This is a genomic window from Candidatus Poriferisodalis sp. (genome assembly GCF_965208895.1).
Classification (GTDB): Bacteria; Actinomycetota; Acidimicrobiia; order Acidimicrobiales; family Poriferisodalaceae; genus Poriferisodalis.
The window spans coordinates 1736995-1749844 of sequence record NZ_OZ242363.1 but is presented as its reverse complement, the minus strand read 5'-3'; the positions used below and the strand labels follow the sequence as shown (position 1 = coordinate 1749844).

15 protein-coding genes are annotated in these 12850 nt (G+C 67.9%); 7 read left to right on the top strand and 8 right to left on the bottom strand.

Annotated elements, in window-relative coordinates; translation table 11 throughout:
• Nucleotides 1–6: 6 nt before the first annotated feature.
• The 5 genes from ACOGJB_RS07865 to nthB form a co-directional block, all read right to left on the bottom strand.
• Nucleotides 7–1125, bottom strand: a complete 1119-nt coding sequence (locus ACOGJB_RS07865; RefSeq protein WP_419840258.1) for a hypothetical protein — start codon at nucleotides 1123–1125, stop codon at nucleotides 7–9.
• A gap of 7 nt (nucleotides 1126–1132) precedes the next feature.
• A complete protein-coding gene (locus tag ACOGJB_RS07860) occupies nucleotides 1133–1672 on the bottom strand; it encodes a UGSC family (seleno)protein (RefSeq protein ID WP_419840257.1) in 540 nt (179 codons plus the stop codon).
• Between the two features lie 43 nt (nucleotides 1673–1715).
• Entirely contained in the window at nucleotides 1716–2057 is a 342-nt protein-coding gene (locus tag ACOGJB_RS07855; RefSeq protein WP_419840256.1) for a nitrile hydratase accessory protein, read from the bottom strand.
• A 10-nt stretch (nucleotides 2058–2067) separates the two neighbouring features.
• Nucleotides 2068–2706: a nitrile hydratase subunit alpha gene (gene nthA, locus ACOGJB_RS07850; RefSeq protein WP_419840255.1), complete on the bottom strand. Its 639-nt coding sequence runs from the start codon at nucleotides 2704–2706 to the stop codon at nucleotides 2068–2070.
• Between the two features lie 135 nt (nucleotides 2707–2841).
• The gene (nthB, locus tag ACOGJB_RS07845; protein WP_419840254.1) at nucleotides 2842–3729 is read right to left on the bottom strand and encodes a nitrile hydratase subunit beta; all 888 of its coding nucleotides are present in this window, start codon (nucleotides 3727–3729) and stop codon (nucleotides 2842–2844) included.
• A 67-nt stretch (nucleotides 3730–3796) separates the two neighbouring features.
• Between nthB and ACOGJB_RS07840 the strand changes: the two genes are divergently transcribed.
• Together ACOGJB_RS07840 and ACOGJB_RS07835 are read left to right on the top strand one after the other, a co-directional pair.
• Complete coding sequence (locus ACOGJB_RS07840) at nucleotides 3797–4447, top strand: 5' nucleotidase, NT5C type (RefSeq protein WP_419840253.1); 651 nt, start codon at nucleotides 3797–3799, stop codon at nucleotides 4445–4447.
• On the top strand, nucleotides 4444–5370 hold the full coding sequence (locus ACOGJB_RS07835) for an NUDIX hydrolase (RefSeq protein WP_419840252.1): 927 nt from the start codon (nucleotides 4444–4446) through the stop codon (nucleotides 5368–5370). Before ACOGJB_RS07840 ends, ACOGJB_RS07835 begins: the two co-directional genes overlap by 4 nt.
• A gap of 8 nt (nucleotides 5371–5378) precedes the next feature.
• Here the strand turns inward: ACOGJB_RS07835 and ACOGJB_RS07830 are convergent, their stop codons facing one another.
• The 3 genes from ACOGJB_RS07830 to ACOGJB_RS07820 are packed head-to-tail and all read right to left on the bottom strand — an operon-like array spanning nucleotide 5379 to nucleotide 8395.
• Entirely contained in the window at nucleotides 5379–6002 is a 624-nt protein-coding gene (locus ACOGJB_RS07830; RefSeq protein WP_419840251.1) for a protein-tyrosine phosphatase family protein, read from the bottom strand.
• A complete protein-coding gene (locus ACOGJB_RS07825) occupies nucleotides 5999–7156 on the bottom strand; it encodes a hypothetical protein (RefSeq protein WP_419840250.1) in 1158 nt (385 codons plus the stop codon). The genes ACOGJB_RS07830 and ACOGJB_RS07825 overlap by 4 nt, the downstream gene beginning before the upstream one ends.
• 60 nt (nucleotides 7157–7216) lie before the next feature.
• Nucleotides 7217–8395, bottom strand: coding sequence for a hypothetical protein (locus ACOGJB_RS07820; protein ID WP_419840249.1), 1179 nt, complete (start codon nucleotides 8393–8395; stop codon nucleotides 7217–7219).
• A gap of 32 nt (nucleotides 8396–8427) precedes the next feature.
• Here ACOGJB_RS07820 and cysS point away from each other — a divergent pair, with 32 nt between their 5' ends.
• From cysS to ACOGJB_RS07795, 5 genes are all read left to right on the top strand, one after another.
• Nucleotides 8428–9630, top strand: coding sequence for a cysteine--tRNA ligase (gene cysS / locus ACOGJB_RS07815; RefSeq protein ID WP_419840698.1), 1203 nt, complete (start codon nucleotides 8428–8430; stop codon nucleotides 9628–9630).
• Between the two features lie 165 nt (nucleotides 9631–9795).
• On the top strand, nucleotides 9796–10566 hold the full coding sequence (locus ACOGJB_RS07810) for a ParA family protein (RefSeq protein ID WP_419840248.1): 771 nt from the start codon (nucleotides 9796–9798) through the stop codon (nucleotides 10564–10566).
• Between the two features lie 153 nt (nucleotides 10567–10719).
• Nucleotides 10720–11001, top strand: a complete 282-nt coding sequence (locus ACOGJB_RS07805; protein ID WP_419840247.1) for a hypothetical protein — start codon at nucleotides 10720–10722, stop codon at nucleotides 10999–11001.
• Nucleotides 11002–11043: 42 nt separating this feature from the next.
• Nucleotides 11044–11901: a RecB family exonuclease gene (locus ACOGJB_RS07800; RefSeq protein ID WP_419840246.1), complete on the top strand. Its 858-nt coding sequence runs from the start codon at nucleotides 11044–11046 to the stop codon at nucleotides 11899–11901.
• A gap of 30 nt (nucleotides 11902–11931) precedes the next feature.
• Nucleotides 11932–12834, top strand: coding sequence for an enoyl-CoA hydratase/isomerase family protein (locus ACOGJB_RS07795; protein WP_419840245.1), 903 nt, complete (start codon nucleotides 11932–11934; stop codon nucleotides 12832–12834).
• Nucleotides 12835–12850: the final 16 nt, after the last annotated feature.

Here is a 12850-nt window from a genome sequence, read left to right as displayed (position 1 = left end):
GGCAGGTCATCCTGCGACTGTCGGAGTGTCAGTTCCGGCACCGCCGAGTGCGTCGGTGGCCCAAGGCACCTCGCAGACTTGGTCGAGATCGATCTCGGCGTGGACCACCGGGTTCTGGTGGGGGCCGGCACACCACGACGGCATCACCATCGTGTAGAGGCCCTTGCCACCCGCTTGGAACACCACGATCCGGCTCGGGTCTTTAAGAATCGGCACCACCTCGTCGGGCGACGAGTCGTTCGCGATATGGAACGCGGAACCCATGCGGGCGAGCGTGGCTGTCGAATTGACGGCTCGAGCTGCAAGTTCGGCTTGGATGTCCTCACGGCTCAACCCGGCCCGAGCCAGCACGGTGGTGTGGTCCGGATTCATGATCACCACGAGCGAGCCGTGGCGCAGGTGAGCGTTGTTGCTGCCTGGGTTTGCCATCACCGCCGCGATCACGTTCAGCAGTCGGTTGGCCGATTCGGGATCGTCCGCGTCGCCGGTGAAGATCGTCGAGTGCGGAGCCTCGGCGCCCGTCACGATCACCGCGCTCCGCTCGGGCTCGTAGCCGAACGAGGTGTGCAGCGGCGGGAACGGGCTGTTCTCGGTGTCTTCGGCGATGCAGTAGGTGAATTTGCCCGGGTGTCCGTGCAGTGCCATGTCGGACACGCCTGGTCGGGCGCCGCCGATGTTCATCATCGCCAGGCGCAACGCTCGTCCGATCGAGGCATTTGCCCGGTGGCCGGGGCCTAGCGCTCCGAATCCTGAGGCAACCTCGCCGCACTGGTGCCGAGCGGGCCCGCACACCACGACGAGCGGCGCGGTGCAGTGGGTGGTGCTCTGCATCTCGGTCAGGTCGAACTCGGGCTGGCAGACGGCCCGGACGGCGGCGAGCACCACGGGAAGGTGATCGGGCAGGCAGCCGGCCATCACCGCAGCGGTTGCCACCTTCTCGACGCTGGCCACACCGTGCGCGGGTCCCATCACGCCGAGCTCGACATCACCGTCGAACCCGCTCGCGAGCACCATCATGGCGACCCGCTCAGGGGTTGGGATGACAACGGGCAAGCCGTCGGTGAGCCCGAGCGCGTGCAGTTGCTCGAGCGCGTCGGCCTCGCTGCGGGCCTCCAGGAGTGTCACGAGCAGATCAGTTGGTGCTGGCGCCGCTCAGGATCGCCACGATCTGCGGCGCGATGTCGGCGGCTACGCGAGCCATGTTGTCCTCGCCGCTGCCGGCCACGGGGTGGGGCAGCTTGATGCGGGGAACAGTGGGCATGCCGGTGGCGGCGGCCACGAAGTCGCCCTGGGGCCAGAACGCATCGGTGACGAGTGCAATGGACGGAATGCCCTGACGGGCGGTGGTGATGCTGTCACGCACGGTGCCAGATGTGCAGCTGCCTCAATGGCCGTACGCGGCGATGACCGCTCCGCACTCGGATCGAATGTCGTCAAGCATCCCTTCGCCGACGACTGAGGAGGCATCTCCCTTGTCGTAGCGGTTGAACGACGCCGATGGCAGTCGCTCAGCCAGGGCCTTCTCGACGTGGTCGAGGAAGCGGACGCTGTCGGGGAAGCCATTGGCGACCAGGCCGATCGTGATCGGCTGATCCAACCGTGTGCTCAGGCCATACGGCTCAGGTGCAGTCTTGGCCTCGCCTCGCGGATCGTGGAAGGTGAGGGTGCTCATGGGTCCAGTCTGACACCCGCGCCGCCGGCGCGCGTGCTCAGTCTCAGTGATCGTGACCGGCTGGGCGGGCGGCGTACTGCTCGGCCCGGGTTGTGAGGGTCTGCGGAGCCAGCAGACCGCCCTCGGTGACGGCTTGCTCCAGTGCGGTGAGCCAGCATCGGTAGTAGTCCCGTGGCTCGGTTGCGGCACTGCGTTCAGCGGTTGTCTCGGCCGCGGCGATCGCCTCGATGAGGTGCTCGCGGAACCCGTCCCAAGTGAAGTGGCCCCCGTCGACGAGGTCGGCGGCCAGTCCGAACGCACGTGCCTGCCACGGCTCGCAGAAGACCAGTTCGCCGTTGTCGCGAGGCGGAGCAGCCTTGGTGCTTTCCAGCAGGTCGAGACTCATCAGCGGAGCCTCACTGTCCCCCAGGATCAGCAGCCCGAGCCACGCCGATCATCGAATCCCGAGTGACGAGCTCTGCCAGCCGTTCGGCCGTCCAGCCCTCGGTGCCCGCGGGCCGCTCGGGCATCACCAGGAACCGCGTTTCCGAACTCGAATCCCAGATGCGCACCTCGGTGTCTGGCTCGAGTTCCAAGCCCATCTCGGCCAGAACGGTCCGGGGCTCGCGCACCACGCGGGCCCGATACTCGGGGCTCTTGTACCAATTCGGCGGCAGCCCCAGAAGTGCCCACGGGTAGCACGAGCACAGGGTGCAGACGACCACATTGTGGATGCTCGGCGTGTTGGCCTTGACTTCGATGTGCTCGATCTCGGCACCTCGGATGTCCATGTCGGCAACGACGGCGTCGGCATCGTCCAGCAGTCGCTGCCGCAGATCCGAGTCGGCCCACGCCTGGGCCACCAGCCGTGCACCGATCATCGGGCCGATGTCGTGGGAGAACCGCCGGATCGTCGCATCGATCCGTTCGGGATCGGCGAGACCTTTTTCAATCAGCAGGTCTTCGAGGGCTTCGACACGGACGTCCGGCGATGTCGGATCGTGATGGCTGTGGTGATGATCGGAATCGTGTCCGTGGGAGTGGTCGTCGTGCATAGCAAACCGTGCAGATAGTGGCACCTTCCGGTGGCGAACCTATTGCTTCCCGCTCGTGTTCGCTGCGCTCACGGGCCGCTCGGGCCACGGCTTCGCCGGCCGGCTCAGCCTCTGCGTTCCTCCGTCGGCGGGGCCTCAGCTGTCAGCTTCCGCTGCAGTCAGGTAGCACTCGTACAGGTCGACGTGGACCGTCGCATTCGCCTCGGCGTCGTCGCCCCACAGCGTTTGGGCGTCGTAGCCGACGCAATACACGTGTTGTGGACGCTCGCCCCTGTTGTGTGCGGTGCTGTCGGGCAGCACCTCGGCTGGATGCAGCTTCACCACGGTGCCCGGCTTGCCCATGACGTATCCCGGCAGCCGTGTGTGGCCGGGTTGGGTTGGTGCCGGGGCAACCACGCGGTCGCCGACGTCGAACCGAGGCGGCTCAGCGATGTCGCGCCGGACCGTTCGGCGTTGGGGAGCCGGCGCGGGGCGATCGGGGGGCAGCAGGGCCGGCACGCGATCGGCGACGGGGGAGACCCGCCGTGACGGTGTCTCTTTTGAGACGGGCGTAGGGACAAGGTCGGTCCGCCCGGCTGCCAGCAGAGCCGCGTCCCGGCGCTGGGCCACGCGGAGGGCCAAGGCGCTGCGACTGACGACGTCGTACTCGTCGAGCAGCACTTCGAACCCAGCCAGCCAACGTCCGAAGTAGCCGTTCTTGAAGTAGTCGTCCGGGTGCAGGCGCTCGAGCGCATACCTGAACTCGCCCGGCCGCCGTGCAGTGGCTGACGTGACTGCGCCGAGCAGGCCGAAGACGCGACGTTCCCAGTCGGCGTGGAACGGCGGCTCTTCCGGTTCGTGCGGCACCGGCCCGTAACCAGGGGCACCGCCGAGGTCGTGTACGCCGCGCTCGTGAGGACTGGGCTGCATCGAGCCCAGCATTGCATCTGCGGCCGTACCTGCCACCGTGACGATGAGCAACGTGAGTCGCCGGAGCCTGCAGGCGAAGCCGTGGCCCGAGCGGCCCGTGAGCGGAGCGAACAAGTGCCGGGAACATGTAGCTCGACAACGGGCCGGTGCGCCGGTTGTCGTGGCCCCGTAGCTTGCGGGAGTGCCCGAGTTCGTACTGGCTGTGGACCTTGACGGGGTGTGCGCGCAGCACACCGAGGCATTCCGCCGGGTGGTGGCGCGCGAGCGGAACGTGAGTGAGGACACTCTGCCCCTCGTGCGCAGCTGGAGTTTCGCCGAGTGGGGCCTCGACGATGGCGACTTCGAGGAGTTGCACCGCATTGCGGTGCTGGACTACCGCATGTTCCGCGACATCGATCCGATGCCGGGTTGCTCGGAGGCGCTGTGGCGACTGTCCGATGCCGGTGTGTGGATCCGGCTGGTGACGCACCGGCTCTACACGAGCTGGGGCCACCGGGTGACGGTCAGCGACACCGTGGAGTGGCTCGACCGCTATCGCATTCCCTACCGGGACATCTGCTTTCTGGCCGACAAGTCGGTGGTGAACGCTGACGCGCACATTGAGGATGCGCCGCACAACATCACGGCCATTCGAGCGGCCGGCGGTCACGTGATCGTGTACGACCAGCCCTACAACAATCACCTCGCTGCTCCCCGCGCTCACGACTGGGCCGAGGTGGAGGAGATGATCGTGCAGATGATGGCCGAATCAGGCAGCGCGGTGCCGCGCCCACTGCCGGGCATCGACGCGGGTTCGGACCGGCTGGAGCGGCGCACCCGGGACAGCGCATGAGCGGCCAGGAGGCTGCGCCGAATGGCTCAGCCGTGGCCCGAGCGGCCCGTGAGCGCAGCGAACAAGAGCGGGAAGCAATGGGTGCCGCAGCGGAAAGGTCCGCCGATTCGCGCGACCAAGACGGGCCGCCTGCGCCGATTGACGCGGCGACGGTCGTCGTGCTGCGCGACGCCGAGCCGGCAACAGTGCCCGGGCACGGCTTCGACCCCGCCGAGAGCGACTCCGGGGCGCATATCGAGGTGCTCATGCTGCGCCGCAACTCGCGGGGGTTCTTCGGCGGCATGTGGGTGTTTCCCGGCGGCCGGGTGGATCCTCCTGACCGTAACGTGCCCGGCGACCTGGTCGGTCCGTGCGACCCCAGGACGGCGGCCGGTTCTTCCGGTCCGCACACCAGCGACGCTCGCGGGTACCGCACGGCGGCTGTGCGCGAGGCCGAAGAGGAAGCCGGCATCGACCTATCCGGTGCTGAGTTGGCCCACTTCGCGCATTGGCTGCCGCCGCCGATCCGCCCGAAGCGCTTCTCGACGCATTTCTTCGTCTGCGAGGCACCCGCTGATCTCGATGCCGTGCGCGTCGACGGCAGCGAGATTCTCGACCACGCCTGGGTGTCGCCCGCCTCGGCGCTGGAACGGCGGGCAGCCGGAGAGATCGAATTCGTCACGCCCACATTTGTGACGCTGACCTGGCTGTCGGGCTTTGGCCGTACTGCCGATGTGCTCGCCTCGGTGAACGGGCACACCTGCTTCCACACCGAGATCATCCCGTCGCCGGAGACCGATCCCGGCCACATCGCCGTCTACGTCGGCGACGCAGCCTTCCCTGACGGCGATCTGGACGCACCCGGTCCGCGCCGTCGTTGCGTCATGGTTCGCTCTGGCTGGCGCTGGGAAGAGCACGATGGCACCGATGCCGCGACAGGCTGAAGGCGAGGTCAGTCGTATGGGATCAGGCGACGGGCCCGCCCGATGAGTCGTTCGATCTGCTGTTGCTGAGACGGGCCGTCGGGCCCGCCGCCGGGTCGAGCGGCGCGGAAGTCAACTGGCGCCTGTGTCGGGTCTGCGCCGAGGGAGATCATGGTCAGGATGCCGACCACGGCTGTTCGCGCCATACCTGCACCGCAGTGCACGAGGACGTTGGAACCCTTGTAGAGCGCATCATTGACGTAGGCGACGGTGCCCATGAGCGCGCCGTCGAAGATGGTGCCCCCGTCGGGCGTGGGGAGCCACAGGGCGCGTGCGTCGAAGTCGCTGTTGAATCGCACCTCGTCGAGATCGAACTGGCCGAATTCTTCGGCATGCGAGGAGAGCGTTGCGCGCAAGTCGTCCTGGTTGAGCTGTGATTCCAGCCACGGAGGCATGTGGGTGAGCAACCACGGGATGTACTCGGGATAGCGCAACCTGATCTCGTGCGGCGTGAGCAGGCACACCAGCGACGTCGCCTCCACACGGTCGAGTGCGGCTTGGGGGTCGGGCCCTACCGCGGAGAAGTTCGTGACGAACAGGCGGCCTCGTGCCGGCGGGGCAGGCAGCGGGATCTCGTCGATGCGATGCATCACGACTGATCCGTATCGTCCTTGCGGAACCGCGCGAAGCGGCGCTTCGGCTCCTCGGGTGGTTCCGGCAGCGGCGGCCAGCCCTGCGGCAGCTCCTGCTGCCCGCTGCGACGCACCTCGTCGAGCTCGTCGCGGTTGTAGGGCTCCGAGCGGGGATCGAGCGCCCGGTAGCGCGCTTCGGCACTCGCGAAGTTCTCAGCGGTGATCAGGTCGTCGATCAGGGTGCACGGTTCCCAGTCGGCGCGAGGCCCGAGATACACGTAGCCGTCGGCCACGTCGCGCAGTCGCAGAGCGGTGTCGACACCGTCGAGGGAGCCATGCACCGCCGTCATCGCAACACTGCCGAGCGTCGAGGCCACCACATCCAGACCGAATCGGATGTCGGTGCTGCCACGTCCCTCCGGCGAGCGTGAGATCAGCTCCTCGACGCGTTCTGTGGCCGCGGTGTCGGCCACCGCGCCGTGAATCACGACCCGTCGGCAGCCGTCGCTCATCCAGCGCCACAGCAGGTTGCCCGCAGAGGTCGTCGGCGAGCCGTCGACCCACTCGACAAGATCTGTCGTGGTGGCGGCGACGTTCATGTACACGAGCGCCCGCTGTCCCCGGCGCAGTACTTGCGCAGTAAGCACGCTCGCTGCGTGAAACGCGGACATGTCCCGGTAGTGCCCGCCGAGCGACCAGTTCCGCAGCCCGAGTTCGGCGGCTGAGCGACCGTCGAGCAGGTCGGGATCCTCCACGTAGGTGGGCAGGCCGAGTGCGATCACGCGGATGGGCCGGCGGTCGTCGTCCCGGCGGCGTTCAGCGTCGTTGTGCTTCCAGACTGCGTGCAGCACATCGGCATATTCCTGGTAGCCGAATCCGATCCCGAGCAGATCGACGAACAGATCGGCGCACGCCCGGCTGTCCCAGTCGGGCGCTTCGACCAGCGCATCGAGCTCGGCTTGCCGGCGCGAGTTGGTGAACTCCCAGGCGAGGTTCTCCACGCCGTTGTCGGCGAGCTCGGAGAGGCTGCCTGCCAAGAAGCGCAGATGCTGGCGCACCCCGACCTGATCGCCCAGCAACACGATCTGGTGACGACCGCAGATGTCGCCGAGGTATTCCTCAGGCGAGTGAAGCGCGGATGGGGACCGCTCGTCGTCGGTGGTTTCGGGCGGCACCGCCTATGAGTCTGCCCGCTGGCGACGTCGAATCTGACGTCAAGACGACCGACAGTCGACTCAGAGCACTTGTGTCCAGGCCAGTTCTGCCGCTGCAGCCGACTCAGAGACCGCCGCCGCGAAGTCGCTAGGGGTGGACTTGCGATCCCGCAGATCCGGATCGAGGGCATACCGCCGAGCGTGCTCCACGTGGACCGCGGGCACTGGTTCGGGCAGCGGGGTCGGCGCTCGGCGTCGGTAGTCCGGTTCGAGGTAGATCCATCCGCTGGCGAGATTGCCGAGCGGCCGACGGTCCAGGCTCGTCTTGCATCCAAGTCGCGCCGCCGGGCCCCTGTCCACATCGAAGGCAAGCGGCACCGCCAAGTCGGGGTGCATCGCAAACGTCGCATCGAGCGCGCCGTCGGCCACGAGCGCGTAGTCGCACATCTCGCCGTCGGCGGGCAGCGGCTCGTGGATCAGCACGGTGACGGCTCGGTCGGCCACCACTTCGTACACGCGGTTCGCTGCGCCGACCACGTAGCCGCCGACGACCTCGGCGTCGATGGCATCCCACACCCGGTGCGGCACCCGCCGCGCTCGGGTCATCGCGTGCGCTGTGCGGGTCAGCACGAGCGCTCGGTGTCCTGGCTCGACGACCTCCGCGAGCAGCACGTTGCACATGTGGGCCGACACCGGGCCGCGGCTTCGCAGATGCGGCCACGCATACGACGTCCGCAGGTCTGCGGTGTCGGTGACGGCATCGAGATCCAAGTCGTAGTCGAGCCCCAGCACGCGCATGGGCGGCCCGCCGCCGGCGAAGCGGCGGTTTACCTCCCAGACCGCGCTCAGCACATCGAGGTACTCGCGGTAGGCGAAGTTGTGGCGGATGCCCCAGCGGAGCAATGACTCGCGTGCAAGCTGCTCGTCGAAGGTCGTGCCGGTGACCACCGCATCGAGCCGTGCCTGGTCATCGACGCACGCGTACTCCATCGCGACGATGCCCACGCCGGACCGGTACGCCGCCGCGACGAGATCCTGCAGGAACAGCCCCGCGCGACGTGTGGGTGTGTGGTGGCCGACGAAGACGACTTGGTGACGCTCAAACAGCTCGCAGACGTAGGTCAGCGGGTCGGTGCCGTGTGTTGCGAGCCATTCGGCAAGCTCATCGATGAGCGCCGGCTGGATCGGCGGAAGCTCGCGACGATGCCGGTACAGAGCAATCCGCTCGAGCAGCGCACGATCGTCTCGACGCCCCTCCACCTGCTTCGACAGTACCGTGTCGGGCCGTGGGAATGCGCATCTACGACACAGCGCAGAAAGCGGTCATCGAGCTCGAGCTCGGCGACCACGTCGGCATGTACGTGTGCGGCATCACGCCCTATGACGCCACCCACCTCGGCCATGCCGCCACCTACCTGGCCTATGACCTGATGATCCGCCGTCTCGAAGACATGGGCCACTCCGTCACGCTGGTGCGCAACTACACCGACGTGGACGACAGCATCCTGCCCAAGGCGGCCGAGCTCGGCGAGCACTATCTGGCCCTGGCCGAGCGGGAGATCGAGCGCTTCGAAGCGGACATGATCGCCCTGCAGGCACGGCCGGCGGCGCACGAGCCGCGGGCCACCGGGTCCATCGACGCCATGATCGCCATGATCGCCAAGCTGCTTGACGCCGGCCACGCGTACGTCTCGGCTGATCGGGTGTTCTTCGATGTCGCCACCTTCCCGCAATTCGGGAAGCTGTCGGGCTACAGCGCCGACCGTATGACCGAGCTCGCGGCTGAGCGCGGCGGCACTCCCGACGACCCCCGCCAGCGCAACCCGCTCGATTTCGTGCTGTGGCAGGCCAGCGCAGACGGCGAGCCCTCATGGCCGTCGCCGTTCGGCCCGGGGCGTCCTGGCTGGCACATCGAGTGCTCAGCGATGGGTTACGCAGCGCTGGGCCCCACGATCGATATCCACGGTGGCGGCGGCGACCTGGTGTTTCCCCACCACGAGTGCGAGATTGCCCAGAGCGAGGCAATTCATGGCGCTCCGCTGGCCCGCTACTGGGTACACGCGGGGCTCGTGTCTTACCAAGGGCACAAGATGTCGAAATCGCTCGGCAACCTCGTCTTCATCTCGGATCTGCGTGCCCGCGTCGACCCCCGAGCCATCAGGCTCGCGCTGATGGCGCACCACTACCGCACCGAGTGGGAATGGTTCGACTCGGAGGGCCTCACGGCCCAGCGCGACCTCGACACGTTGGTGGGAGCTGTGGCGGGTGCCCCGCCAGCCGCCGGATCGAGCGGAGGGTCATCGGGCTTGCTCGCTGAGGTGCAGGCTGTGCTGGATGACGACCTCAACGCCCCGATGGCCCGCGCCGCACTGCTCGACGCCGCCGCGGCCGTCGATCGCGGGGCCGCAGGCATCGCTTTGCGAGGCGAGTTGGCAGCCGGGGCGGCCCTGTGCGGCATCGACCTGTCCCGGCCGCCAGCGACCGCAGCGCCGTGACGCGGTGCGCCCGGAGACCGGTGCAGAGGCTGAGCCGGCAGGCGAAGCCGTGGCCCGAGCGGCCCGTGAGCCCACATTCGATGAGGGTTGGGAACAAGAGCGGGAAGCAATCCGCTCAACCGTCCGAGAATGCGCCAGTTGGCGCTCGTTCGTAGGGCAGTAGCCGTGGCGACGCTGGCTGTGGTCAACCAGAAGGGCGGCGTCGGCAAGACGACGGTCGCACTTGGCATCGCCGAAGCTGCGTGCGCCGCAGGGCTGAGCGTCCTCGTCGTGGACCTGGATCCCCAGTCGAATGCATCCGCCGGTCTCGGCGTGTGGAATGGCTCGCCGAACGTCGACGACGCGCTCGCCGACCCGACGCCCGGTGCAGTGCTCGCGACGGTCACCGACGCCCGCTGGCCCCCCGACGGGCCGTGCCCGCAGTTGGCGCCTGGCAGCTATGCGCTGGCCAGCCGGGAGCCTCAGATGGCCGCCGACTTGGTGGGCGCGCAGGATCGCCTGCGTATCGCCCTCGCGGGTGTGAACCACGATCTTGTGCTGATCGACTGCCCCCCGTCGCTGGGACTGCTGTGCATCAACGGGCTGTTCGCCGCAGACCGCGCGCTCGTGGTGACCGAGCCGGCCGCCTGGGCAGCCGACGGAGTCGACCTCATGCGGGCCACCATCAAGCGAGTCTCGCAGCGCCAGGGCACTCCCACGATTGCCGGCATCGTGCCGAACCGCGTGGCGCGCACACGCGACAACGCCTATTGGGCCCAGCAGCTCGCTGAGCGCTTCGGCGCCGACATGCTGGCGCCCATCCCGCAGCGGGCCGCCATCGCTGAGGCTTCCGGGCAGTCTTTGCCGCTGCGGGCTCTCGGCCGCCGGGCTGGCGCATCAGAAGCGGCGCAGGCCTTCGACGAGCTCTGGACCGACCTCGAGCGCCGCCTGGGCTGAGAGGCTGAGCCGGCAGGCGAAGCCGTGGCCCGAGCGGCCCGTGAGCGCAGCGAACAAGAGCGGAAGGCAATCGGCCGTACGAGGACAGCCTGTCGGCCTTCAATGCTGAAGGTGGCGGTACGCTCGAATTGCTCGCCGCTGCGGGGTTTCACCATGGCCAACTACGACCCGAACCGACCACGGCCGAGCGTCGAACCGACGGTCGCGCTCCCGGGTGACCTGCGGTCGGCCGAGGCTGCGGACGTACCGCCTGTCGCACCCGCCGACACCGATGCCGACCCGGCGCCTGCGCCCGCGTCGCACCTCCTGCCGCGCCATGCCGAACCGGTCGACCGCCGCCTGCTTGCCGCATTCGGAGGCGCTGTCGCCGCCGGATGGCTGGTTGCGGCAGTCGTGGCGTGGTGGCTGTGGCGGCGCTGGCGCCGTTGCCGCTAAACCATCCACGCTTGCGATGTTGCGATGGGCCACGATGTGAATGTGGAACCCCGCGCCGGCAGCGTCATTGCCGACGATGCTCCAGTGGTGGAGGCTCCGAGGAGCTTGAGTCCTTCGGGGGCGTCGACCTTCCGGCAGTGCGCGAGGCGCTGGAAGTTCCGCTACGTCGACAAGCGGCCAGATCCCCCGGGAGAGCCCGCGTTGCGCGGCACGTTTGTGCATCACGTGCTGGAGGAGCTGCTCGCGGTCGCACCCTCGCAGCGAACGCTCGAGCGCGCGCGCGCAATCTGCCGAGACCTGTGGCCGCAGCTCGCTGCAAATTCCGATTTCGCGGCGCTGGAATTGCCCGAAGACCAAGAACGGGCCTTTCGTTGGAATGCGTGGACGGACATCGAGGGCTACTTCGCGTTGGTGGATCCCGTCGAGGTCGACGTGGTGGATCGTGAGCGCGATGTCCATACCTCGCTGGAAGGAGTGCCGTTCCGGGGCATCGTGGATCTTGTCGACCGGGTGCCCGACGGCCTGCGCGTCACCGACTACAAGACGGGCCGCCCGCCCCCGCAGCGCTTCGTCGACAGCCGCCTGTCGCAGGTCTGGTTATATGCAGCTGCGCTTGAGTCTGTGGGAGATGACGTCAGCGAGGTGCGGCTGTTGTACCTAGGCGAGACGGGTGCCGGCCGCGGGGAGCGCCGGCCCACCGAGATCGCCCGCCCGTTCGACCCCGAAGCGGTCTCGGCGGCGGTCGACCAGCACAGCAGCACATGGGATCGCATCACCGAGGCCACAGCGACGGGCCGATTCGAACCCACCCCGGGCCCGCTGTGCAGCTGGTGCCCCTATCGCGACGACTGTCCCGAAGGCCAGCTCGAGCACCAGCGGAGGAACGGCATCGCTGCGTGAGCGATGCCGCATCAGATTCCGCATCGCTGCGTGAGCGGTGCCGCGTCGAACATGGCATCGCTGCGTGAGCGAAGCGATGCGTGCACCGGCCATGCTGTAGGCCGATCTGGCGAACCGGGGAGCATCGAGATGGACTACGAGCAGATCACTGTCAGCGACCACGACGACGTGCGGGTGCTGACGCTGAACCGGCCCGAGAAGCTGAACGCGTGGACGCCGCGCATGCAATCGGAGCTGACTCACGCTGTGAAAGGCGGCAACGACGATCCGTCGGTCGGCGCATTCGTCATCACCGGTGCGGGTCGCGGCTTCTGCGCCGGCGCAGACATCGCGGAGGTCTTTGCGGCCCGGATCGATGCCGCCGACGAAGCGGGCGGCAGCGTGGGCGAGGCGGCCGCTGGTGATGATGCCGCCGCAGACGACTGGGTCGAGCTCGTGCGCAGCTCCAAGCCCATGGTGGCGGCCATCAACGGTGCCTCGATCGGCGTCGGCCTCACGATGATCTTGTCCATGGACTTCCTGGTAGCCCACAGCGAAGCGAAGCTGTCGTGCCGCTTCGTCAAGATGGGCGTGACGCCGGAGCTGGCGTCGTCGCACATCCTCATTCAGCGATGCGGCTGGGGAGCGGCCTCAGACCTTGCACTGTCCGGCCGCATCGTCCTCGGGGCTGAGGCAGCCGAGATGGGCCTCGTCGATGAAGTCACCGACGGGGACGTATTCGAAGCAGCACTGGCACGTGCGCGCAGCTATGCGGAGAATCCGCCGACCATGTTGCAGTTGACCAAGCAGCTCCTGTCCGACAATGGATCCGACACCGACCTGCGGGCCGTGCAGCGTCGTGAGATGGAAGCGCTGAATGTGGCTCGCGCATCGGACGATCACCGTGAGGCGGTCGCTGCGTTCTTGGAAAAGCGCCCGCCGCAGTTCCGGTAAGAGGCTGAGCCGCTAG